The sequence below is a fragment of the Paenibacillus sp. CFBP13512 genome (assembly GCF_005233705.1).
In the GTDB taxonomy this organism is placed as follows: domain Bacteria; phylum Bacillota; class Bacilli; order Paenibacillales; family Paenibacillaceae; genus Saccharibacillus; species Saccharibacillus nuruki.
In genome coordinates this window covers 201451-223610 of the sequence record NZ_QGAD01000006.1, presented here as the reverse complement: position 1 = coordinate 223610, position 22160 = coordinate 201451, and the positions used below count along the sequence as shown (strand labels likewise).

The following is a 22160-nucleotide window of genomic DNA, read 5'->3' as shown; positions in this document are numbered from 1 at the left end:
ATATCTATGAAATGAATAGATAAAATCAAATTTGTCTAGAAGGAGATAAAGATATGGAAAAAAATCAAGAAATATCAGATCGATTCTGGAAAGCAGCGTTATCCGATCTGAAGCGTGGTTATGTATTCGAAGAAGATACTCATTCATTAGGTCGTTTTATATGCTTGATTGATGGGAAGACGTGTGAAAAGGGAGTAATTTATCAAGAAGAAGGGGTCTTTTACGAAGCAGAACGTTATATGCAACATTATATTCAGCAACAGCACACATCTATGTTTTCTTATTTGTTGGAGCTAGATAAAAAGTGGACAGGGCTCACGGATATCCAAAGTGGAATGGTGCAATCTTTTTATCAAGGGCATTCAGATACGGAGATTGTGGCTGAAGTGGGCGGTAGCAAATCAACAATTCGTAATCACCGCTTTGCGTTACGAGAGAAGACCAAGCAAGCCAAAGTATTTCTAGCGATTATGGAATTATTAGAAGAACAGCAAAATGATCCAGCTCCATTAGTGTCTGTGCATCGTACAGCAACGATGGTGGATGAGCGTTATGCTGTGACTGAGAAAGAAAGTAAAGATATTTTAAATCAATATTTCCCGGATGGATTAGAAGGTTCACTAACCAATTTTCCGCGTAAAGAAAAGCGCAAAATTGTTATTTTACGCCATCTGATGAATGGCTTCGAACTTGGTAAAAAGTATACAGAAAAAGAAGTTAATGAGGTTCTGAAGCGTTCTTTTGCAGACTATGTTACCCTACGCCGCTATATGATCGAGTATGGATTTATGGATCGATTAGATGATGGAAGTCAGTACTGGGTAAAACAATAAGTGCTAGCAAGCATAAGTACACAGAATTTAATATTAAAAAGTGTGATATGTAAGTTAGTTATCAGAATAGATCAAAAACCTCTCTGACACTCAAAGCACAGAGAGGTTTTTGATCTATTTATTTAGCACGTAGTTCTTTTTGAATCTGACAGATACGACTTTGAGAAATACCTAGAATACGAGCCAATTCATTTTGCGTCGCTTCTGGATTAGCTTTCATCGTATCTTCTACTTTCGTCAGCATTTCCCCCCGTTTACTCCGTGATTTACGTAAAGATGATTGTAGGTTGCGATTAGGCGCGGGTGCACTAGGCATATCTTCTAAAGCGATATGTTGAGTCTCATCGCCCATCTGCTCGGTACAATCTCCACAAATAAATTGATCTTTATAATAGATTAGATTGTCAAATGTTCCGCAAAAGATACATTGAATTCCTTTATGTTTCCGAAAAATAATTTCTTTTTCTGTGATAAAGAATTCCATAGGATCGCTGACACCAATTTCCATCGTATCGCGTATTTCTTTCGGAATAACGATGCGTCCTAGACTGTCCAATTGACGGACCATACCGGTTTTTTTCATAAGAGTTCCTCCGCTTGGTCAAATTTATAAAAGAGAAAAATAAAAGTAACTAGAAAAGTAAGGTTATTTACTTTCTAATCCCTTATTTGCATAAATTCATAGTAACATCGAATATACAGATAAGGAACAAATTTAATGCAAAAAATATAACTTCTATATTTAGTTAACTACATAATTATGCATTAAAGCAATTGAAGATGCTTATTTTCTATCTTGAAAATATAAATTTTCATTATGATTTAGATCTAATTAGTATGATTTAAGCATGAAAATGGATAAATACAAAAAATATCAAATTTGAATAATTTGTATAAAAATTCATTTAAATATATAATTGTTTATTTCAATATTAGGAATCATTTAGCCGTAAAATCACCTGCTTATCGATTGACATTAAGCGTTTTAAAGCAATATGTAACATCTACTTTGTTATCATACACCCATCTGCGAATAGATTCAAATTTCAGATATACATACGATACTATAAACATATCTGAAATAAAAAAAGCTACCTGTTAAGGTAGCATAACCATCATCAATACAGGAGTAGCAGCGAGTGTGAATAACGCCGCCAAAATCATCGAAATACTGGAAATCGTACCGGTTAAAGAACTAAGCTCAAATGCTTTGGATGTACCTGTTCCGTGTGCCGCTGTACCAAATAAAATGCCTCGTGCAATCTCGCCGTCGATCCGTAACCATTTCACAATAAAAGGACCTACAATCGTACCGATCAGTCCGGTCATAATCACAAATACCGCTGTTACTGTAGGTACACCGCCAATCGCTTGAGAAACGTTCATAGCGATCGGTGTAGTAATCGAGCGCGGAATAATACTGCTCATCAGACCACTATCCAAATGCAAAAGCTTCGCTAATAATGCAGACGAAGTTACCGCTACAATCGAACCGAATAGAACACTGGATACAATCTCAACTGCATGCTTTTTGAGGGTTTGGATATTTTTGTACAATGGAATAGCAAAAGCAATCGTTGCCGGCTGTAGTAAGCGAGATAACCATTGTCCACCTTGATTATAAGCAGTGTAAGGCACATGAATAGTCAGCAAAAGAATCACTAGAATCAGTGGCGTAATCAGCAGTGGAGATAGATAGACACGCGGAAAGCGGCGATATATTCTTTTGGTGACCATATAGATTAACAATGTTAGTAGTAAGAATAATACAGTATTCATCCTGCGTGACGCTCCTTCCGCTTGGCCATCGTTCCAGCAAGTAATCCTGAACTGACCATCACTAATATCGTGCTGAGTATAACAATAACGACAATTCGTACCCCATCATGTTCTAACATCGGGATATAATTCATAATACCGACCGCTGAAGGAATAAAGAATAATAACAGTTCAGCCAGTAACCAGTTCGCTCCAAGCTCTACCCATTCAAGCTTGATCACTTTGGTCTGTAACAATATAAATACAAGAGCAATGCCGATAATACTACCCGGTACAGGTAGGTGTAACCAGCGCACCAATACATTTAACAGTTCAGAAAAGCCCATCAGTACAGCAACCTGAAGTATTCCTTTCATGATATTTCTCATCTATGTTAAACCTTCTCTCTTATTAACTCCGAATGATTGTCTATATGAAAATTTTACATCTGTTTCTTTCATAGGTAAAATTCATATATGGCATGAAATGTATTCCATCTGTCTATAGGAGGAAAGTGACATGGATATTCGGCATTTGCAGTATTTTATGGAAGTTGCGAGGTTAGGAAGCTTTACCAAAGCGGCAGAAGCGCTGTTTATTACACAACCTACGATCAGCAAAACGATCCGTTCATTAGAAGATGAATTAGGTGCCAAGCTGTTTAATCGAATCGGGCGTACCGTCGAATTAACCGATGCAGGCAAAGTGATCCAGCATCAAGCTCGCATTATTGTAAAGTCTTTTCAAAATTTATCCTCCGAGTTAGACGATCTACGGAATCTCAAAACAGGGCATTTACGTATCGGATTACCACCAATGATCGGTTCACGATTTTTCCCACAGATTATTGGAAAGTTCCATCAGTTGTATCCAGATGTAACGATTCAGCTTTTTGAAAATGGTGGGAAAAAGGTAGAACAAGATGTTGCAAACGGTGCGCTAGATATTGGAGTCACTGTATTACCTGTGACCGAGAATGTATTGAACCATTTCTCCTTTACCGAGGAAAAATTGAATCTACTTGTACCGAACCATCACCGATTCGCGCACCAAGATTGTGCTGAGTTAAGTACACTCGCAGAAGATTCATTTATTATTTTTAGCGAAGACTTTACCTTGCATGGTCGTATTATCGATGCGTGTATCCGAGCAGGATTTCAACCGAAAGTGATCTATGAAAGTTCGCAGTGGGACTTAATTAGTGAAATGGTTGGAGCAGGCTTGGGAGTAGCTCTTTTACCTGAGACCATCTGTCAGCAGATTAGCCGGGATCATGTGCATATCCTGCCACTGGTGAACCCGTCTATCCCTTGGCAACTGGGCATGATCTGGCATCAAGACCGCTATTTATCTTTCGCCGCTCGCGAATGGCTTCGATTTACAAGAGAGTTTTTGGGGAAATAAAGGCTGGCTGTGGAAGTCATTAGAGATTGGTGAATAAGGGTATGCCTATTTGAGGGTGTATCCTTTTTTTAGTAGTCTGAGTAGATATGTAATCTAATAAAACTTATATCAGTAATTTTTAAATTATATAGTATGAAATTAAAGCATGAGCATCTAAGATAAAGAGAATTAATATATAAATGTATATATTTAAAATTGCTTAAAGGTAGTATCAAAATAATATTAGAGGAGCTTTAGGTGTGGAAAGATATGAAGTAGAACAAGTAGTCAAAGAGCTAAATAAATATATTGAAAAAGAGCTATGGTTTGATTTTACAGTTATAAGTTTGCTTCAAGATGAAATGATTATCCATGGTGGACTTAGTCTTAGTTATCCAGACATCGAGATCAAATTCAAAGGGATTTTCTTTACTTCTTTATTAATGGACTGGCATACAAATACAAGTCACAGGTCTCTATTTCTACTAAATGCAGAAGAAGAAAGACAAATGAATTTGAAATTAAAAGTAGAACATTCACATTACATTTTTAAATTTTTAGCTGAAGAATATTCTGAAGAGGTCGAATTTTTGATTGTAGCAAAACAGATTTCATATCGTTTGTTAACAGCTAAGAAGAATATATGATGTACTAATAAGCGAACTGACTATTGATGGGATAGGTACGTTAGAAGGGTTCACAGAACCTCATAAAGTTGGTGATCATATTACAAATCCATGTCCTGACATGATCATCGCATATATTTTATATTGGATACCTGATCAAGCAGAAGATTTCTACAAAGTACTTGTAAACGACTATATCATCTTAGATTTAGCAGTCGCTATAGATTTATATCAAGAAAAGAGACGATATTATGATCTTGTATAACATAGGAGAGTATAGAGTATGAGAACATCAAAAGAACGTATAGCTGAATTTGGTCAACAACATAGAGCATTTCCTAATCTAGAATCTCTACATGCTTATCGTGATCTGAGCAAAGGAAATCGTTCAGAATACAATATAGAGGTTATTTTATGTAATACTTTTGTTGAAGGAAATAGTAAAATGCGAATCACCTTTCTACATGCAAGAGATATTAACATAGGTAGCTTGGAAGGAATACTAGCATTAATGATTAAAATAAATGATGTATCCAAAGACCAAATGGAAGATATCAATTACAGAATTGTTGAAGAAGAAAATCTTACCTTCTCATTTTATTGCAAAGATTTTGATTTCGAAATGATATAGTTTTAAATCAACACTAATTTTGTTACATATCAAAAAAATTGAGGGAACATATTATTATATCAGTAGCTATCTGTTATTTTATAGAATAATGGATAGCTTTCTTTATCATTTAACTGAAGTTAAACTTACTAATTAACTTTTTATTACATATAAAATGCTCACTTGTATAATCTACCCTTCTGTTTTATTAGATATGAATGCTTTTGGTAAAATAAAGAGATTACAGTACAATAGAAATGATGCTTACTCAACAAACTCAACAATCAAAGAAACAACCAATAGAGAGAAGGTGCGGAAGGTGACGACCGTTATCGATATTTCAGTACGGACTTTAGTGGAATATGTGTATCGGACAGGTAGTATCGAATCAGGCTTCCGTGTCGCCCAGTCGATGCAAGAAGGAACACGTATTCACAAACAGATTCAAGAAGGGTACGGCGAACACGGGGAAAAAGAAGTCCATCTCAAAACCGAAATCGCTTATCATGATCTGCTCTTTCGGATCGAAGGGCGCTGCGATGGATTATGGGTGGATGAACAAGGGCTACTCACTGTCGATGAGATCAAGTCCACTTCGATTTCAGCAGAGGATATTGGAGACGGGCGAGAGGTGCACTGGGCGCAAGCACAGATGTACGGTTATATCCTCGCACAAGATCGTCATCTGGAACAGGTGAGAATCCAATTAACGTATGTACACAAAAGCAGTGGCAAAGAGACCAAGCTTGAACGTATACAGACCCGTGCACAACTACAACAGTTTGCTAACGATACGGTAGCTGAATATGCACCTTATGCGGAAATGATCGCCAAGCACCGTCAGAAGCGTAACGATAGTATTGAGCAGTTAGCGTTTCCTTTTGCCGGTTACCGATCCGGTCAACGTAAATTTGCAGGAGCAGTCTACAAAACAATCGGTGAGAAACTGAATTTATTTGCCGAAGCACCGACAGGAACAGGTAAAACGATTTCGACGTTATTTCCAGCGATCAAATCGATCGGAAGCGAACAAGCAGAACGATTGATGTATGTGACTGCCAAAACGGTCACCAGAGCCAATGCGGAAGAAGCATTGCAACGGATGGAAAACAGTGGCTTGAATCTACATGGAGTGACGATTACTGCCAAAGACAAAGTCTGCTTCTGTTCGGCAAATAGTACAGGCGGACGTGATAATTGCGAATATACAGAAGGTTACTATGACCGTATTAATGGCGCTATTCTCGATATGATGAGTAATGAGACGCTAATGACCCGCACAGTGATCGAACAATATGCGCAAAAGCATCATCTATGTCCATTTGAATTATCAATTGATGCTTCGTATGCGTCAGATGCTGTGATTTGCGATTATAACTATGTATTTGATCCGAAAGTCTCTTTCAAGCGTCTATCCGATGATATGCGTAAAAAAACGATTTTATTAGTCGATGAAGCCCATAATCTGGTCGATCGTGGACGCAATATGTTTTCGGCAGCATTGAACAAATCTGCTTTTCTGGATTTGAAAAGAGATTATAAAGACTCGGCGGAATCGTTAGCCAAAATCTCCAGTGCGATCAATGCGTACTTTATTCGTTTACGGAAGCAAGGCGAAGATGGCAAGTTGATCCAGCGACAACAAGCACCAGAAGAGATTTTCCCACTGTTAGAAGAGTTTGTGATTCGAGCTGAAGTTACCTTGCTAGAGCAAGGAGATCAGGGGGATATCCAGTTGTTGCTGGAAACGTATTTTGCGGTGCAGGCTTTTCTACGAATTGGGCGATTGTATGATATGGAGAGTCATATGACGTATGCGGAAGTGCAGGGTAGTGATGTGCATTTATGGATGTTCTGTATTGATCCTTCGCTACAACTTCGACAGACGGCTAAAGGATATCGCTCAGTGATTCACTTCTCAGCGACATTATCTCCAATTCGGTATTACCGCGATATGTTAGGGGCAGAGGAAGAGGATTATAATATTTCGATTCCATCTCCTTTTTCACGAGAACAATTGGAGGTACAGATTGTACCGTTGTCTACACGTTATCGGGATCGGGAGCGTACACGAACAGAACTTGCGAATGTACTGGCTCAACTGATCAATAAGCGACCAGGCAATTATTTAGCTTTTTTCCCTTCTTATCAATATATGCAAGATGTGATTGATATTTTTGAGACATTAGATGTAGAAACAGATGTATTGATTCAGCAGTCTGGAATGGCAGAAGAAGAACGAGACCGTTTTCTAAATGCTTTTCAAAGTGATAATCCGCGTACCTTAACAGGGTTTGCGGTGATGGGTGGAATATTCAGTGAAGGGATTGATCTAGCGGGTGATCGCCTGACAGGTGTCATTATTGTCGGTGTAGGGCTACCACAAATTGGACCTGAGCGAGAATTGATTCGTGAGCATTTCAGTCAGGCTGGATTCAATGGATTCGATTATGCGTATGTCTATCCCGGAATGAACAAAGTCCTTCAAGCGGGAGGTCGCCTAATTCGTACCGAAGAAGATCGGGGACTATTGATGCTGGTGGATGATCGCTTTTTGCAACGTCCTTATTATCAGTTGTTACCAACAGAGTGGCGCAGTGATTCTCAGTCATAAGATTTTATAAAGTGATTTATAGATATAGATCACAGATTCAAAAAATACCCCTGTACAGTTCATATCGCAACTGTGCAGGGGTATTCGCGTACAATTCTATAGTGTAACCCTTAAATACTTATTTCTGTGAAGCTTTGGTAATTTCGCTATATGCCCAGTGTCCAGGAGTTACATCTTTCCAGCTACTTGCTGTAGTAGACATAGAAGAAGTATCCTCACCCAGTACACGATTCAATACAGTAACAATCTCAGCCCGACTGACTGCTTGATTCGGATAAAATTGACCGTCTGGATATCCTTTCATCCATCCGGATTGAATGACTTCACTGATCGTATCAGCTGCCCAGTGCCCTTGAACATCTGCTGGCAACAAAGCTGTAGATGTGCTGTTCAGTCCTTGCCAGCGAGTAATCAATGTAGCGAGTTCAGCGCGGGTCATCGGTTGAGCAGGCTTGAAGTTGCCACCCGGATACCCTTGTAACCAACCGCTTCCTTCGATACTTTGAATACTGGAAGCTGCCCAGTATGAAGTCGGTACATCTTTAAAATCGGTACTGCTAGTTCCAGTTGCCGGTAATCCTGCCTGTTGTAATATCAGAGCACGCTCCAACATCACTGATAATTCCGCACGAGTCACTTTCTGATCAGGACGGAATGTGCCATCTGGATAACCTTGAATATAACTGCTTGCTTTGACATTGGTTGTCGACTTTGGAGGTGCTTTGGTCGTTGCATCGGTATTTTTAGCTGGTGTAGTGGCAGTGCCGTTCGCTAATTCATTATACGTTGGATTATCATCCAGCGCAGATGCTCCAATAGCGCTTCCGCCTCCACCGCCAGTGACCACTTCAGTTGATGGTAATGGTTCAGTCGGTACAACAGGTACAAATGGTGCTGTTATGACCAGTGGTGGAGAGACTGGCAAGCCTGTATACGTGTCTGTTATTGGAGTCGTCTGTGTTGGCATTGCTGGTACGGAATCATTTGGAACAGGTTCTGTAGTCTCAACAGGTACTACAGGTGGAAGTGTCGAATTAGAAGATACCTGAACCTTATAAAATTTGGAAATTCCATTAGTACCACGCACTTCGAGCGTAATCGTTGTTAATCCAGATTGAAGTGTAATCGGTTCTTCCGCATATACACTATCTGCTACTGTTACATTATTAATGAGAAGTGATGCGTCTGGATTATAGACACTCGCTTTTACTGTTGTCTGTGTGGTTCCATCAGGTAATGTTACCGCATAGGCTGTATTTTCAGGTGAGAATGAAGGAGTTAAAGCTCCATTTTCAATAGATAAAGAAGCAAGATCTGTTCCCAAATCAGGTGCAGTGGCATGAATCACAAAGCTTTGTTCCAAATTACTGCCATTACTTCCTGTTGCTAATACACGAATTGGATAGCTGGTAACGCCTCGTGTCAGTGCTTTGGTGGTCTTCACCTGATTATCTTGAATCGTGAAATAATCGTTAGCACTGCTTCCCTCGCCACCAATCAATGTGTAGGTAAAGGAATCTTGTACTTTTGGATTTTGAGTAGAAGTGTTCAGTAAGCCTGCTGTTGTGCCAGCATCTACGTTCCATGCAATCGTATCGCCGGTTAACGTGATCTCGGAAGGGACAGCCAGTGTGCTCGCCGCATAATCTTCTCTAATTTTAGATAGCGCACCATTCATATTGGAATCTAGACTACTATAGAATACCAATTCGGTTGTGCCACCGGGTTCTAGATCGCCAGCATTAAATGTCAGTGTTAACCAATCATCGGTAAGATCAGCTGGAATATGCTGACCGCCATCTTTTTTAAAAGCAGGTTCGATATAAGGGTTACGACTGAATCCTACAGATGCTTGAGCACGTGGATCTTGTGCCACATACATGAAAATATTATCACTGGTATTCCCAATCGCCGCTGCAATCGCTTCGGCATCTTGAGGTGGATTGGAAGGAACCCAGTTGATCGTACTGTTATCTTCATGGAAATCAGCATCAATATCAGGATCAAGGAAGCGCATATAATGAACATCGTACACGGAATCTGTAACGCTGTTATTTTTGAGTGTGATAGTTGTTTTGAAAAAAGCATTTCCCGGCTTGAAGGAAATGTTCTGTTGGACAGCGAGTGCTTGATCAGATGTGTTGCCAGATGTTTGAGCGATTAATTGCTCATCCGTGGATAAATCCTGAGTGGTGCTTGGAATATCAATACTTCCACTTTGTTCTTCGTTCACAAATGTGAGTGGAGACTTAGAAGATACAGACGGTTTGTAACCGACCACAAAACCTTCTGAAGGGCTTCCCGGCAATACATAATCACCACTGGTCATGTCCTTACCAAAATCATAACCGTCTTTGTCCACATTCATACCAATATTGCGTCTCAAATCTCCGGGATGAAAACCGGATGGGCTGTCACTGTCTGTGCCGAGTGTTCCACTGCTGGAAATCCCAAGTTCAATATAGGTTCCACCCAGGAATGTATCCTGACCGTTCTGCACATGTCTTGCTAATTCTGATGCGTGTGTTGGAATCGGTGGTAGTAGTAACAAGACAGCCATCACACTACAGATACCTGTTTGTAGCAGACGGCGTGGGTAAAACGGATTACTGCTCATCAGTTATAGTCCTCCTTTATATATGAATAGTTCGCAAGAATTTGCAAACCTATATAACTGTTTATCGTAATCAAATGATTTAACTTTACATTTTTATGCAAAAAAGATTAAAAATTTGTTAAGAATCAGGAGTGATCGGTGTGAAGTTGGAGATTTCGGAGGTATTAAGTCAGACTTTTATGAAATTAACAGGGATACCTGAACATACACCAGCTGCGCAATCGGTGAAAACAACGATTCAATTTATCCGTACAGCTGAAGAGATTTTTAAAAGTATGGATGCCCGTTTTGCAGGGATGGGATTATCCCGGGGCAAAATTATGATGTTATGCATTTTGTATGCCGATACGAATCGTAGTCTGTTACCTTCTGAATTGGCAGATCGAGCACAAGTGACGAGAGGAACGATTACCGGTCTGGTGGATGGATTAGAAGCTGAAGGTTGGGTAAAACGAATTCATGATGCCAAAGACCGTCGTCGTACATCGGTGCAATTAACCGACAAAGGAATGCGATTTGTAGAGCAAAATGTAGAAGGCTATGTTGGCTTAATGATTGCTCTTACGTCCAAGTTCGATGAGGATGATTTTGTGAAAATGCAGGAACTGATATCCAAACTTCGAGAAGGTTTTGAAGTAAGCAGTCAGCTTGAGATATAACATTATTTACCATATAAATATAAATAAAACGGATTCTCTTAAAATAAAGAATTAAATGTAGGATTATTACGAAAAGTGTATATAATTAAAAGTATATGGTTATAAACATTGACAAGGTTTGCATACAGATTTAAAATTAGTTAACCTAATAATTAGTATGGCTAAATAATAGGATTTTACGTTGAGGTGAATAAATGGTGGAAGAAGATTTGAAGTTTGAAGGAATATCACCGATGGGTGAAGAGTTATTACGTGCGTTTCGTCTTTTTCGTAAAGCAGATTGGCGTCAAAAGCCAGTAGCGGGATATAAACCAAGTGAAATTATGGCTTTGATCTGTATCGGTAACAAAGCAGATTCGGTCAGTTGCGGGATGCAAGTCTCTGAACTTAGTCGTCTGCTTCGGGTTACGTCTCCAACCGTTACACAATTGATCAAAGGGATGGAAAACGATGGATTGGTTGAGCGCAATATGGATCAAAGCGATCGTCGTGCTGTTCGTGTCACATTGACTGATAAAGGTGCAGCGATTATGGAACAGTCATTAGCTGTATTCAAAACGTCATTTGAAGGTTTGGTTGATTATCTAGGAGAAGAAGATAGTCGCAAATTAACCGAATTATTGGGTCGCGTTTTTTCATATTTTCAAGAACGAGTGTTTGAACCTGCGGAGCCAGAACATAAAGGGGATGCAGAGTAATGACCAAACTGCTAGGACAGCTTCGACCGTATTACGGTGGAATCGGTCTGGTTCTGCTGTTGGTATTTTTGCAAACGATGTCAGAATTGTTCCTGCCTACATTAATGGCTGATATTGTAGATACAGGTATAGCGGCAGGGAATACAGCTTATATTGTGCGTATTGGCTTATATATGTTACTCTTTGCCGCAGGTGGAATGTTATGTTCCATCGCGGCTAGTTATTTTTCAGCCAAGATTGCGATCGGTTTTGGTCGTGATCTACGCAGTCGTGTATTTTCACATGTCGAAAATTTTTCGTTGCAAGAATTTGATCGTATCGGAACAGCTTCTTTAATTACGCGTACAACCAATGATATTACACAACTTCAACAAGTGCTAACGATGATGTTACGGATGATGGTAATGGCTCCGCTTATGATGCTTGGCGGTCTTATTATGGCGATCTCCAAAGATGCAGAGTTATCACTTATTTTCGTTGTTGTTATTCCATTGTTAGGATTTGCGATTTTTAGTATTGCTCGTAAAGGAATGCCACTATTCAAAGCATTGCAGAGCAAATTGGATCGCTTGAATATGGTCATGCGTGAAAATCTGACCGGGCTGCGCGTGATTCGTGCATTTAATCGGGATACGTATGAAAGTAAACGGTTTGATGGAGCCAGTCGTGATCTAGCGGATACAGCGATTTCGGTTAATAAATTGATGGCATTGATGATGCCTGTTATGATGCTGGTCTTGAACTTCTCGATTATTGCGATTATTGGATTCGGTAGCGTACGTATTAGTTATGGTGATATGCAAGTTGGTGATCTGATGGCATTTATTCAGTATGCGACTCAGATTCTATTCTCCTTCTTAATGTTATCTGTAATCTTCGTGATGGTGCCAAGAGCTTCGGCTTCTGCAACCCGTATTAATGAAGTCTTGCAAATGAAACCAGAGATTGAAGATCCTGAACAACCTGTGACTACAACACTTCAAGAGCGCCGTGGCAGTGTGATTTTTGATAATGTAACCTTCCGTTATCCAGGAGCAGAGCAACCTGCTTTGGAACAGATTTCGTTTCAAGCCAAAAGTGGTGAAGTGACTGCCATTATCGGTGGAACAGGATCAGGAAAATCGACACTGGTGAATCTGATCCCACGTTTTTACGATGTGGAAAGTGGGCAAATTCTGGTCGATGGTATTGATATTCGTGAACGTGATCAAGCGTCACTGCGTGCGAAAATCGGCTATGTACCGCAAAAAGCATTATTATTTACAGGCACAATAGCAGAAAATATTCGGTATGGATATGAACAAGCTACCGATGAAGAAATGAAGCATGCGGCTACGATTGCGCAAGCCTCTGAATTTATTAGTGAAATGAAAGAAGGATACAATTCAGTGATTGCTCAAGGCGGTTCGAATGTATCGGGTGGACAAAAGCAGCGGTTGTCGATAGCTCGTGCATTGGTACGCAAGCCAGAATTGTATATTTTTGATGATAGCTTCTCAGCACTTGATTTCAAAACTGATTCTAGATTGCGTGCAGCACTCAAAGAAGAAACAACAGACGCTGCTGTTTTGATGATTGCTCAGCGTGTCAGTACAGTAATGGATGCTGATCAGATTATTGTGTTAGAAGATGGCAAAATTGTGGGTCGAGGCACCCATCGTGAATTGCTAGAAAGTAGCGAAGTCTATCGTGAGATTGTATCTTCGCAACTGTCGGAGGAGGAAATCGCATGAGTGAAGAAGAAAAACCGAAACCTCCACAACGACCTCAAGCGGGACAAATGGGTGGACCACCACGGATGTCTTTACCGGGCGAAAAGCCTAAAGACTTTAAAGGCACATTACGAAGATTGCTAGCTTACTTGAAGCCTTATCGTATGCAATTACTTGTTGTGCTAATTGCTGCGGTGCTCAGTACATTATTCAGTATTGTGGCTCCCCGTATTATGGGAATGGCGACAGATGAATTGTTTAACAGTGTCACCGGAGGAACTGCTATTAACTTTAGATATATTATTGATCTGCTAATGATTCTGGCAGGATTGTATCTATTTAGTTCGTTGTTTGCTTATTTTCAGCAATACTTTATGTCTGGTGTTGCTCAGAATACCGTTTATGAAATGCGGAAAGATGTGAAAAGCAAATTGTCCCGTCTACCGTTGCGTTACTATGACAGGCAGTCTCATGGTGAAGTGCTGAGTCGGGTAACCAATGATGTGGACAATATTAGCAATACATTACAGCAAAGTCTGACCCAGTTGATTACATCGATCGTGACACTGGTGGGTGTAATCATTATGATGTTGACGATTAGCCCACTGTTGACACTAATTACGATCTTAACGATTCCACTGAGTCTGCTTGTCACGATTGTGGTTGCTAAGCGTTCACAAAAGCATTTTGCCGGACAACAAGCATCACTGGGTGATCTGAATGGACATGTGGAAGAAATGTATACCGGACACCGTGTTGTCAAAGCATTTGGACGGGAAAAGCAGTCTTTAGCCCAATTTGATGAGTTAAATGAAAAGCTGTATGAGTCGGGTTGGAAAGCACAGTACATTTCCGGTACGATTATGCCGTTAATGTCATTTATCAGTAATATTGGTTATGTATTAATCTGTGTAATTGGCGGTATTATGGTCACTCGTGGAACAGTAGGGATTGGTGGCGTACAAGCCTTTATCCAGTATGCTCGTCAATTCTCGCAACCGATCACACAGCTTGCCAATATCTCTAATATTATTCAATCCACGATTGCTTCAGCAGAGCGTGTTTTTGAAATTATGGATGAGCAGGAAGAAGAAGATCAAGCGACAGCTACGATTGCTCGTCCTGTACGTGGTCATGTCACGTTCGAACATGTAGCTTTTGGCTATAAAAAAGATGAATTATTAATTGAAGATATGAATATTGAGGTACGTGCCGGACAGACAGTTGCGATTGTAGGTCCGACTGGGGCAGGGAAAACGACATTGATCAATCTGTTAATGCGTTTCTATGAACTGAATAACGGACAGATCACGATAGACGGTCAAAATATCCGTGAATTGTCACGTGCTGAACTACACAGCTTATTCGGAATGGTATTGCAAGACACCTGGTTGTTCGGTGGAAGTATTCGCGATAATATTGCGTACGGACGTGAAGATGCGACAGAAGAAGAAATTATACGAGCTTCTGAAGCGGCGCGTGCGGATCATTTTATCCGTACATTACCAGATGGCTATGATACTGTTCTGAATGAAGAAGCTTCTAATATTTCACAAGGTCAAAAGCAGTTATTAACGATTGCGCGTGCGATCTTAGCGGATCCTGCGATTCTGATTCTGGATGAAGCGACCAGTAGTGTCGATACCCGTACCGAAGTATTGATCCAACAAGCGATGAATACGTTGATGGAAGGGCGTACTAACTTTGTGATCGCTCACCGTTTATCGACGATTCGTGAAGCTGATCTGATTCTAGTGATGAATCACGGTAAAGTGATTGAGACAGGTACGCATTTGGAATTGTTAGAGCAAGAAGGATTTTATGCGGATCTGTACAATAGTCAGTTTACTGGACAGGTGAAGATAGCAAATTAACGTCATATCAAAAAGAAAATATAATAAAAAGCACGATCTTTATCCTTAAAAGAGGAAAAAGATCGTGCTTTTTTTATTGAAAGTATTCTATATAGTATAAGAATTTTTGAAAATAAATAAGACCAGCACGAGGTAGCTCCTAGACCGAACTACAACACCAATCTTATTCGGATTTTAACAAAGAAATGATAGGTTATCATCTCAGTTTTATCTGTAAAACATAAAAAGCCTCTTCGCCATACAGCGAAGAGGCTTTGCTAGCTGAATAAATAGCTATGATCATTTTTTTAATACTACTCTAGCATAATTCACTAGAAATATTAATGAATATTTTTCTTCTCAAAGTTACCACCGATGACTTCAGACACATGCTCGATCGCAAGGAAAGCAGAAGGGTCGATATCTTGTACAATCGTCCGTAGCTTCGCAAGTTCCAGACGAGTCACGACACAATAGATCATTTGTGTATCTTCTTTGGAATAACCGCCTTTAGCATACATAAAAGTAGTACTACGTCCAAGGCGATCCACAATCGCTTGCGAGATTTCTTCGTATTCGGAAGAAATGATCGTAACCGATTTGGATTCTTCTAGACCTTCTACAACAATATCCATTACTTTGGCTGCTATATAATACGTAAAGATCGAGAACATCGCTGAATCCCAACCAAATACAAACCCGGCAACAGCAAAGATAAATACGTTGATAATCATAACGATTTGTCCTACAGGCATATGGAATCGTTTGGAAAGTAAAATCGCTACAATCTCTGTACCATCCAGTGATCCACCGAAGCGAATAACCAGACCAATCCCGAATCCAAGAATCACACCACCGAACATACTGGCTAGGATCTTATCATCTGTCAGTGCAGGTACATGATGCAAGTAAGCTGTCATCAACGACATGACTGTAATCCCGTATAATGTAGAAAAAGCAAACGTTTTACCGATCTGTTTATAACCGATAATCAGAAAGGGAACGTTGATAATAAAGATAAAGAGACCTAGCGGAATCGGAGTCACTTCCGATAAAATGATTGAAATACCTGTAATTCCTCCATCGATTACGCTGTTAGGAATAAGGAAAATTTCGAGGGCTACTGCCATCATTACAGCACCAGTTGTAATGAAAATGAATTTGGCGAGCAATTGGACGGGAGTTAATTTGCGGTGTTTTCTCGGCATACACAATCCTCTTTCTCAAATTATTAGGTAGGATTATTGATTAATTCCATAAGCGCTATACGTTATGGATATTCTTGCATAAACAAGCGAACCTATCGAACTATTCAACAATATCTAAAGAGCACAATCGTACTAAAAAAGATAAGCTACCTATATAAATAATATCATAAATTTCTTATCAATCCTAATAAAACGTAAAATTTAATCAATAAACCTCAAAAAAGGCAGAATTATTAAGCTTTTCGCATGTTCTCGTAGCCAAGCAAGAGAAATGTACGTATTTGTCTACTAATCGTTTAAAAATAGGGCAAAGAAGGGTATGAATAAGTATCTTATGCTCCAATCATGGGGGTACTTTTATGTATAATAAAGGGCTACTTATTTACAATGGAAATGCAGGTTCATTGACGACCGAATTACTAGGAACAGCTTTGGGCATTTTGTCATCACAATTACCTGAATTAAATGTACGGCGTACAGATCGACCCGGTGAAGCGAAGCAGTTATGTCATGAACGGGGTGAACAATACGATGTTGTCTATATTTTAGGTGGAGATGGAACAGTCCATGAATGTATTAATGGATTAGCACTATTAGAGCATCCTCCAGTGATCGGGGTATTGCCAGGCGGAACTTGTAATGATTTTTCGCGAGCATTGTTAATGCCTCAGCAGATGGAAAGAGCCGCACAAGTACTCAATGAACGTCATACCCGTACACTGGATATCGGAACGGTGAACGGGCAATATTTTACTAACTTTTACGGGATTGGATTAATTGCAGAGACTTCGCAAAATATTAATCCTGATCTCAAAGGTGCTTTGGGCAAAATCAGTTACTTTCTCAGTACATTACAGACGGTACGAACAGCCGAACCGTTTACTTTTCATTTGACTCATGATGAAGGAGAGATCGATGGGGAAGCGATTATGATCTATGTGGCAAATGGGCGCTTTTTGGGAACCAATCCATTACCTTTTCCAGCAAGTTCATTGGAAGATGGTCTATTAGACGTGCTGATTATCCGTGAGGCGGGATTGCCATTACTTCGTGAAATTGTCAGTCGCAAAACAGAAGAAATATGGAATCCGCAATATAGCAATATAGATTATATTCGAACCACACGAGCGACGTTAACTACTGCTCAACCGATGCCTGCTGATATGGATGGTGAAATCTATCTGGAGACACCCGCAGAGCTAGGCGTATTATCCGGTAAATTAACATTTCTGATCGGAGAACCTGTATCCAATATAGAATAAATCGTTATACGATAGCCTCCAAAGCCTATAATATCTTATGAAATATTGACGATAGGCGGGATTAGCACTGGCTGGTATTCTGGGGGGCATTATGATATGAATAGAGAGAACGTGAAATTCAAGCATCGTCAGTAAAAGATGCACTACAGGGGGAGCAAGTAATCATGTCACAAGTTCAATCGGTTTATTTTAACCATGATGCTGGAGTCGATGATCTAGTATCTCTATTTATGTTATTGCAGATGGACAATGTAAAATTAATAGGTGTATCCGTTATTCCAGCCGATGGCTATTTGGAGCCAGGAGCAGCAGCGAGTCGTAAAATTATCGACCGTTTTGGCAAATATGCACCTGAAGTGGCTCGTTCTAATTCACGGGGTAAAAATCCATTTCCTGCGGCTTGGCGGATGCATACCTTTTATGTAGATGCATTACCGATCTTAAATGAATCGGGTACGATGGAAGCACCACTGGCTGAATTGCCTGCTCACCGTCATATGATTCAACAATTGCTACAGGCGGAAGGTAAAACAACATTACTATTTACTGGCCCTCTTACCGATCTAGCGCGTGCTCTAGATGAAGCACCAGAAATCGAAGACAAAATTGAAAAATTAGTCTGGATGGGTGGCGGATTCGCACATGGCAATGTCGATGAACCTGAACATGATGGAAGTGCAGAATGGAATGTGTTCTGGGACCCGGAAGCGGCACACCGTGTATGGCAAAGTAATATTGTGATTGATCTTGTCGCTTTGGAAAGCACGATCAAAGTACCTTTAGACCTTAACATCCGTAAACGCTGGTCAACCGATCGTCGTTATGAAGGTGTTGATTTCTTAGGTAACTGCTATGCTTGTTGTCCGCCACTTGTACATATGGAGAACAATTCAACCTACTACTTCTGGGATGTACTGACTACGTTATCCATTGGTCGTCCAGATATTGTACAGAAAAAAGTCGTTCATTGCGTAGTGATTCCAGATGGTCCATCACAAGGTAGAACTGTAGAACAAGCAGATGGTCGTCCAGTGAATTTTGTCTATGATACGAATCCGACTGCGTTTTTTGATTATATGATAGAACTTGCGAAGAAATCAGCACCTGCTCGTTATTAATATATCAGATAACATACATTCCAAGCTGTATATGATCCGTCTGTCCAAACCTATATACTAGGTCAACTACAGGCGGATTTTTGACGATATCCCAAAAAGGTGTAGGATAGATAAGATATAGAATAATTACATTCATTTTCTAGACAAAATAGTAGAAATTGAAGCTCAATAAAACGGATGAATTGGAATATGCTTACACGTAATGTTCGCTTATAGAACAAAATTTATTTTAAATAGCCTAATTATGTTGCTCCACACTATTAATTTATGTATAATAACGAGGTCGGACGAACCAAACGTACGACATTTACCAGTGAAGGTGATAAGATGAATCTTCTGGATCATAATGAGTCCAAAAAGAAAATGGCACAGTTGTATAACGAAGTATCCAAAGAACTATTTGGTTACGGAACTACGTTATTACGAGTTACGGTTGAAGATCATATTATTACTTTTCAAGCCAGACATCGACGTTCTCCGCGGTCGGCTGCTCTTGAAGGCGAAGATCCTGCACTCAAGCAGGAAGTCGATTTTCGTTTATCGACTGTCTATAAGCGCAAATTTCGTGAGAAGTTAGAACAAGAATTACAATTGAATATTGAAGCTATATTGCGCGATTATGATGCGTCTACCCAATGGGCTTTTACCAATGTGGTACTGGCAGAGAATCAATAACGCAAGCTGGTTTCAACTGACACGCCAACCTGACTGGCGGATTTCCTTTTTTGATCTATCTTAAAAGGTGACCGGATGCAGATCAGTTTGTAACGGGTACCGCTTTGCTTTGTTTATCGAAGAAAAGTGTTCTTGTTCTTACAAGGATACTTTTCTTTTTTGTTTGTTTATAGGTAATTGTTGCAACATTGTTATTCAGAATCAACCATTTGAGAGGGGAAACCAAACAATGAGTAAAAAGTGGATGAGTGGATTGCTGGCATTAACATTAGCAGGTGTAGGGCTTGCAGGTTGTGGAACAACGATTGATCAGAACGGTAATGCAAGCACAGGTGGCAGTGCAGACGGACAAAAGGAATTGGTTATCTCGACATGGGGCTTTTCCGAAGATTTTCTACAAGAATCGGTATTCCAACCATTTGAAAAAGAACACAATGTCAAAATCGTACTCGAAACAGGTAATAATGCAGAACGATTAAACAAAATTCGTCAGGGCAGTACGAATGTGGATCTCATCTACCTCTCTGATTATTATGCCCAACAAGCGATTGACGATGATTTACTAGAACCGATTGATCGTACCCAATTAACGAATTTAGATCAGATTTATGATATTGCCAAAGCACCCAATGGCGAAAAATATGGACCTGCTTATACGGTAGCTCAGCTCGGTATCGCCTACAATCCAGCATTAGTGAGTGGTGAGGTAACTTCTTGGAGCGATCTATGGAAGCCTGAATTTGCTAATAACTTAACGATGCCAGCGATTACAGCAACCGCAGGCCCGATGATGATCGATGCTTCTTCACGTGTAGCAGGCAATAAAGAATTTAACGAAGATGCAGCATTTACTCAATTAAAAAAATTAGACCCGAGTGTGGTCAAATACTATAGCCAAACCTCGGAATACGTCAATATGATCGGACAAGAAGAGATTGCAGGTGGCCCGATTATGGAAATGTATTTCAAAGATATTCAAGCCGCTGTACCGGGTGCGAAGTTCGTCACTCCATCCGAAGGGGCTTATGCCGTTATCAATACAGTGAACATCGTCAAAGGTAGCGATAACAAAGAACTGGCTGAAGAATTTATCGACTGGCAGTTGAGCAAAGACGTACAAGAGAAATCTGCCAAAGCCAAAGTTGATTCTCCTGTCAATAAAGATGTGGTACTGACAGATGAAGAAGCACAAGGAATTACGTATGGTGCAGATATTATAGAGAATCTACGTAAGTTAGATATGGAATTTGTGAATAAAAGTATGCCGGTATGGACAGATCGTTGGAACCGCGAAATCGGAGGTTAAGCTCCAATAAAGTACGATCTTTACAACCACATATTAAAGATCAAAGGAGGATGTATTTTGAGTGCAGGGCAACGGAAAGTCATTATGGATGTCGACACAGGAATCGATGATGCGCTTGGAATCATGCTAGCTGTGGGTAGTGGAAGTTGTGACATTTTAGGGATTACGACGGTTAATGGGAATGTATCCATGCAGCAAGCGACGACGAACACATTCAAAATTCTACAGTTGATCGATCGTACGGATATTCCTGTTTTTGCAGGAGCAGATGCTCCTTTAGTTCGAGAGCCTAGATTCGAACATTCAGTTCATGGCAATGATGGGATCGGTGGCGCCTTAACGGAGATGCAAGTGGAGCAGCAGGTTCAACCTCAAGCCGCTCATGAATTTATGATTGAGCAAATTATGAGCCATCCCGGCGAGATCACGTTGATTCTCACGGCACCACTGACCAATGTAGCATTAGCGATTCAACAACAGCCGGAGATTGTCGCTAACGTCAAAGAAATCGTCATTATGGGTGGAGCCGTTAATGAATACGGTAATATCACACCAACAGCCGAATACAATATGTACGTCGATCCTGAAGCCGCCAAGCAAGTCCTAAATGCAGGCTTTGCCAATCTAGTCCTTGTACCGTTAGATGTGACACGCAAAGTATTGCTAAACAACAACCATCTCGGTGCGCTCAATCGTACCGCTCAACCTGAAATCGCAGTGTATGTAGGTCAGAGCACATCCGCTTATATGGAGCGCTACGAACAACGCAATGGAGTCAAAGCATGCGCTATGCATGACCCGCTTGCTGTAGCCGCCGCTCTGTATCCCGATGTGATTAGCACCACGTTATATCACGTCGATATCGAAACCAACAGCGATTTATGCGATGGACAAACGGTATGCGATTTTCAAAATCGTCTAGGCAAACAACCTAACGTCCAAGTCGCTCTAACGGTCAACCATATCGCCTTTTTCAAAATCTTTTTGGAATCCCTTAGCAATCTCAAAGCAACCGAGCCTGTAGCAAGTGTAGAACTAGAACTGATCGAAAATGCAGAGCAGATTTCTTTAAAATAGCAGTGTGCTTAGAGTGGACTAATCATTTAACTTTTGATGTGGTTAGGGTATCCGCTTCAGAAAAGACTTTGTTCTTATACTCCGTACCATTGAAGATAGGGTGGATTTTCTAAAAGTAAAACCAATTGCTCTATCCCTAAGAACCACCTTA

The 22160-nt window shown here is 40.2% G+C and carries 19 protein-coding genes; 14 read left to right on the top strand and 5 right to left on the bottom strand.

What is annotated here, in order from left to right:
* Window positions 1-53 precede the first annotated feature (53 nt).
* Window positions 54-833, top strand: a complete 780-nt coding sequence (locus PaeCFBP13512_RS11415) for a DUF2087 domain-containing protein (protein WP_137223160.1) — start codon at window positions 54-56, stop codon at window positions 831-833.
* A 118-nt stretch (window positions 834-951) separates the two neighbouring features.
* On the opposite strand, the gene PaeCFBP13512_RS11410 is transcribed toward PaeCFBP13512_RS11415, so the two are convergent.
* The 3 genes from PaeCFBP13512_RS11410 to PaeCFBP13512_RS11400 all read right to left on the bottom strand — a co-directional run bounded on the left by PaeCFBP13512_RS11410 (window position 952) and on the right by PaeCFBP13512_RS11400 (window position 2980).
* A complete protein-coding gene (locus PaeCFBP13512_RS11410) occupies window positions 952-1416 on the bottom strand; it encodes an AbrB/MazE/SpoVT family DNA-binding domain-containing protein (protein ID WP_069328061.1) in 465 nt (154 codons plus the stop codon).
* A 515-nt stretch (window positions 1417-1931) separates the two neighbouring features.
* Window positions 1932-2612 carry a CidB/LrgB family autolysis modulator gene (locus PaeCFBP13512_RS11405; RefSeq protein ID WP_137223158.1) on the bottom strand — a complete coding sequence of 227 codons (681 nt, stop codon included), beginning with the start codon at window positions 2610-2612 and terminating at the stop codon, window positions 1932-1934.
* Window positions 2609-2980, bottom strand: a complete 372-nt coding sequence (locus PaeCFBP13512_RS11400; RefSeq protein ID WP_137223156.1) for a CidA/LrgA family protein — start codon at window positions 2978-2980, stop codon at window positions 2609-2611. The genes PaeCFBP13512_RS11405 and PaeCFBP13512_RS11400 overlap by 4 nt, the downstream gene beginning before the upstream one ends.
* Window positions 2981-3110: 130 nt before the next feature.
* Between PaeCFBP13512_RS11400 and cidR the strand changes: the two genes are divergently transcribed.
* The 4 genes from cidR (at window position 3111) to PaeCFBP13512_RS11380 (ending at window position 7824) form a co-directional block, all read left to right on the top strand.
* On the top strand, window positions 3111-3995 hold the full coding sequence (gene cidR / locus PaeCFBP13512_RS11395) for a cidABC operon transcriptional activator CidR (protein WP_069328064.1): 885 nt from the start codon (window positions 3111-3113) through the stop codon (window positions 3993-3995).
* Between the two features lie 239 nt (window positions 3996-4234).
* Window positions 4235-4621: a hypothetical protein gene (locus PaeCFBP13512_RS11390; protein ID WP_137223154.1), complete on the top strand. Its 387-nt coding sequence runs from the start codon at window positions 4235-4237 to the stop codon at window positions 4619-4621.
* A 262-nt stretch (window positions 4622-4883) separates the two neighbouring features.
* Complete coding sequence (locus PaeCFBP13512_RS11385) at window positions 4884-5231, top strand: hypothetical protein (protein WP_137223152.1); 348 nt, start codon at window positions 4884-4886, stop codon at window positions 5229-5231.
* Window positions 5232-5529: 298 nt separating this feature from the next.
* Window positions 5530-7824, top strand: coding sequence for an ATP-dependent DNA helicase (locus PaeCFBP13512_RS11380; protein ID WP_137223150.1), 2295 nt, complete (start codon window positions 5530-5532; stop codon window positions 7822-7824).
* Between the two features lie 118 nt (window positions 7825-7942).
* Here the strand turns inward: PaeCFBP13512_RS11380 and PaeCFBP13512_RS11375 are convergent, their stop codons facing one another.
* Complete coding sequence (locus PaeCFBP13512_RS11375; protein WP_137223148.1) at window positions 7943-10441, bottom strand: S-layer homology domain-containing protein; 2499 nt, start codon at window positions 10439-10441, stop codon at window positions 7943-7945.
* A 140-nt stretch (window positions 10442-10581) separates the two neighbouring features.
* Between PaeCFBP13512_RS11375 and PaeCFBP13512_RS11370 the strand changes: the two genes are divergently transcribed.
* From PaeCFBP13512_RS11370 to PaeCFBP13512_RS11355, 4 genes are all read left to right on the top strand, one after another.
* Window positions 10582-11100 carry a MarR family winged helix-turn-helix transcriptional regulator gene (locus PaeCFBP13512_RS11370; protein WP_069327657.1) on the top strand — a complete coding sequence of 173 codons (519 nt, stop codon included), beginning with the start codon at window positions 10582-10584 and terminating at the stop codon, window positions 11098-11100.
* A gap of 194 nt (window positions 11101-11294) precedes the next feature.
* Window positions 11295-11798 (top strand): MarR family winged helix-turn-helix transcriptional regulator, encoded by a 504-nt coding sequence (locus PaeCFBP13512_RS11365; RefSeq protein ID WP_241669351.1) that lies wholly within the window; start codon window positions 11295-11297, stop codon window positions 11796-11798.
* A complete protein-coding gene (locus PaeCFBP13512_RS11360) occupies window positions 11798-13531 on the top strand; it encodes an ABC transporter ATP-binding protein (protein ID WP_137223146.1) in 1734 nt (577 codons plus the stop codon). The genes PaeCFBP13512_RS11365 and PaeCFBP13512_RS11360 overlap by 1 nt, the downstream gene beginning before the upstream one ends.
* A complete protein-coding gene (locus PaeCFBP13512_RS11355; RefSeq protein ID WP_069327659.1) occupies window positions 13528-15384 on the top strand; it encodes an ABC transporter ATP-binding protein in 1857 nt (618 codons plus the stop codon). The genes PaeCFBP13512_RS11360 and PaeCFBP13512_RS11355 overlap by 4 nt, the downstream gene beginning before the upstream one ends.
* A 320-nt stretch (window positions 15385-15704) precedes the next feature.
* Here the strand turns inward: PaeCFBP13512_RS11355 and PaeCFBP13512_RS11350 are convergent, their stop codons facing one another.
* Complete coding sequence (locus PaeCFBP13512_RS11350; RefSeq protein WP_069327660.1) at window positions 15705-16571, bottom strand: YitT family protein; 867 nt, start codon at window positions 16569-16571, stop codon at window positions 15705-15707.
* Between the two features lie 359 nt (window positions 16572-16930).
* Between PaeCFBP13512_RS11350 and PaeCFBP13512_RS11345 the strand changes: the two genes are divergently transcribed.
* From PaeCFBP13512_RS11345 to PaeCFBP13512_RS11325, 5 genes are all read left to right on the top strand, one after another.
* On the top strand, window positions 16931-17833 hold the full coding sequence (locus tag PaeCFBP13512_RS11345) for a diacylglycerol/lipid kinase family protein (RefSeq protein WP_137223144.1): 903 nt from the start codon (window positions 16931-16933) through the stop codon (window positions 17831-17833).
* A 164-nt stretch (window positions 17834-17997) separates the two neighbouring features.
* Complete coding sequence (locus tag PaeCFBP13512_RS11340; protein ID WP_137223142.1) at window positions 17998-18951, top strand: nucleoside hydrolase; 954 nt, start codon at window positions 17998-18000, stop codon at window positions 18949-18951.
* A 327-nt stretch (window positions 18952-19278) separates the two neighbouring features.
* Window positions 19279-19626 carry a DUF2294 domain-containing protein gene (locus tag PaeCFBP13512_RS11335; protein WP_137223262.1) on the top strand — a complete coding sequence of 116 codons (348 nt, stop codon included), beginning with the start codon at window positions 19279-19281 and terminating at the stop codon, window positions 19624-19626.
* 229 nt (window positions 19627-19855) lie between these two features.
* Complete coding sequence (locus tag PaeCFBP13512_RS11330; RefSeq protein WP_137223140.1) at window positions 19856-20932, top strand: ABC transporter substrate-binding protein; 1077 nt, start codon at window positions 19856-19858, stop codon at window positions 20930-20932.
* Window positions 20933-21016: 84 nt separating this feature from the next.
* A complete protein-coding gene (locus PaeCFBP13512_RS11325) occupies window positions 21017-22009 on the top strand; it encodes a nucleoside hydrolase (RefSeq protein WP_137223261.1) in 993 nt (330 codons plus the stop codon).
* Window positions 22010-22160: the final 151 nt, after the last annotated feature.

Coding starts and splice junctions, on each gene's coding strand:
- PaeCFBP13512_RS11415 (WP_137223160.1), top strand. CDS start 54: ATGGAAAAAAATCAAGAAATATCAGATCGATTCTGGAAAGCAGCGTTA.
- PaeCFBP13512_RS11410 (WP_069328061.1), bottom strand. CDS start 1,416: ATGAAAAAAACCGGTATGGTCCGTCAATTGGACAGTCTAGGACGCATC.
- PaeCFBP13512_RS11405 (WP_137223158.1), bottom strand. CDS start 2,612: ATGAATACTGTATTATTCTTACTACTAACATTGTTAATCTATATGGTC.
- PaeCFBP13512_RS11400 (WP_137223156.1), bottom strand. CDS start 2,980: ATGAGAAATATCATGAAAGGAATACTTCAGGTTGCTGTACTGATGGGC.
- cidR (WP_069328064.1), top strand. CDS start 3,111: ATGGATATTCGGCATTTGCAGTATTTTATGGAAGTTGCGAGGTTAGGA.
- PaeCFBP13512_RS11385 (WP_137223152.1), top strand. CDS start 4,884: ATGAGAACATCAAAAGAACGTATAGCTGAATTTGGTCAACAACATAGA.
- PaeCFBP13512_RS11375 (WP_137223148.1), bottom strand. CDS start 10,441: ATGAGCAGTAATCCGTTTTACCCACGCCGTCTGCTACAAACAGGTATC.
- PaeCFBP13512_RS11365 (WP_241669351.1), top strand. CDS start 11,295: ATGGTGGAAGAAGATTTGAAGTTTGAAGGAATATCACCGATGGGTGAA.
- PaeCFBP13512_RS11360 (WP_137223146.1), top strand. CDS start 11,798: ATGACCAAACTGCTAGGACAGCTTCGACCGTATTACGGTGGAATCGGT.
- PaeCFBP13512_RS11355 (WP_069327659.1), top strand. CDS start 13,528: ATGAGTGAAGAAGAAAAACCGAAACCTCCACAACGACCTCAAGCGGGA.
- PaeCFBP13512_RS11350 (WP_069327660.1), bottom strand. CDS start 16,571: ATGCCGAGAAAACACCGCAAATTAACTCCCGTCCAATTGCTCGCCAAA.
- PaeCFBP13512_RS11345 (WP_137223144.1), top strand. CDS start 16,931: ATGTATAATAAAGGGCTACTTATTTACAATGGAAATGCAGGTTCATTG.
- PaeCFBP13512_RS11340 (WP_137223142.1), top strand. CDS start 17,998: ATGTCACAAGTTCAATCGGTTTATTTTAACCATGATGCTGGAGTCGAT.
- PaeCFBP13512_RS11335 (WP_137223262.1), top strand. CDS start 19,279: ATGAATCTTCTGGATCATAATGAGTCCAAAAAGAAAATGGCACAGTTG.
- PaeCFBP13512_RS11330 (WP_137223140.1), top strand. CDS start 19,856: ATGAGTAAAAAGTGGATGAGTGGATTGCTGGCATTAACATTAGCAGGT.
- PaeCFBP13512_RS11325 (WP_137223261.1), top strand. CDS start 21,017: ATGGATGTCGACACAGGAATCGATGATGCGCTTGGAATCATGCTAGCT.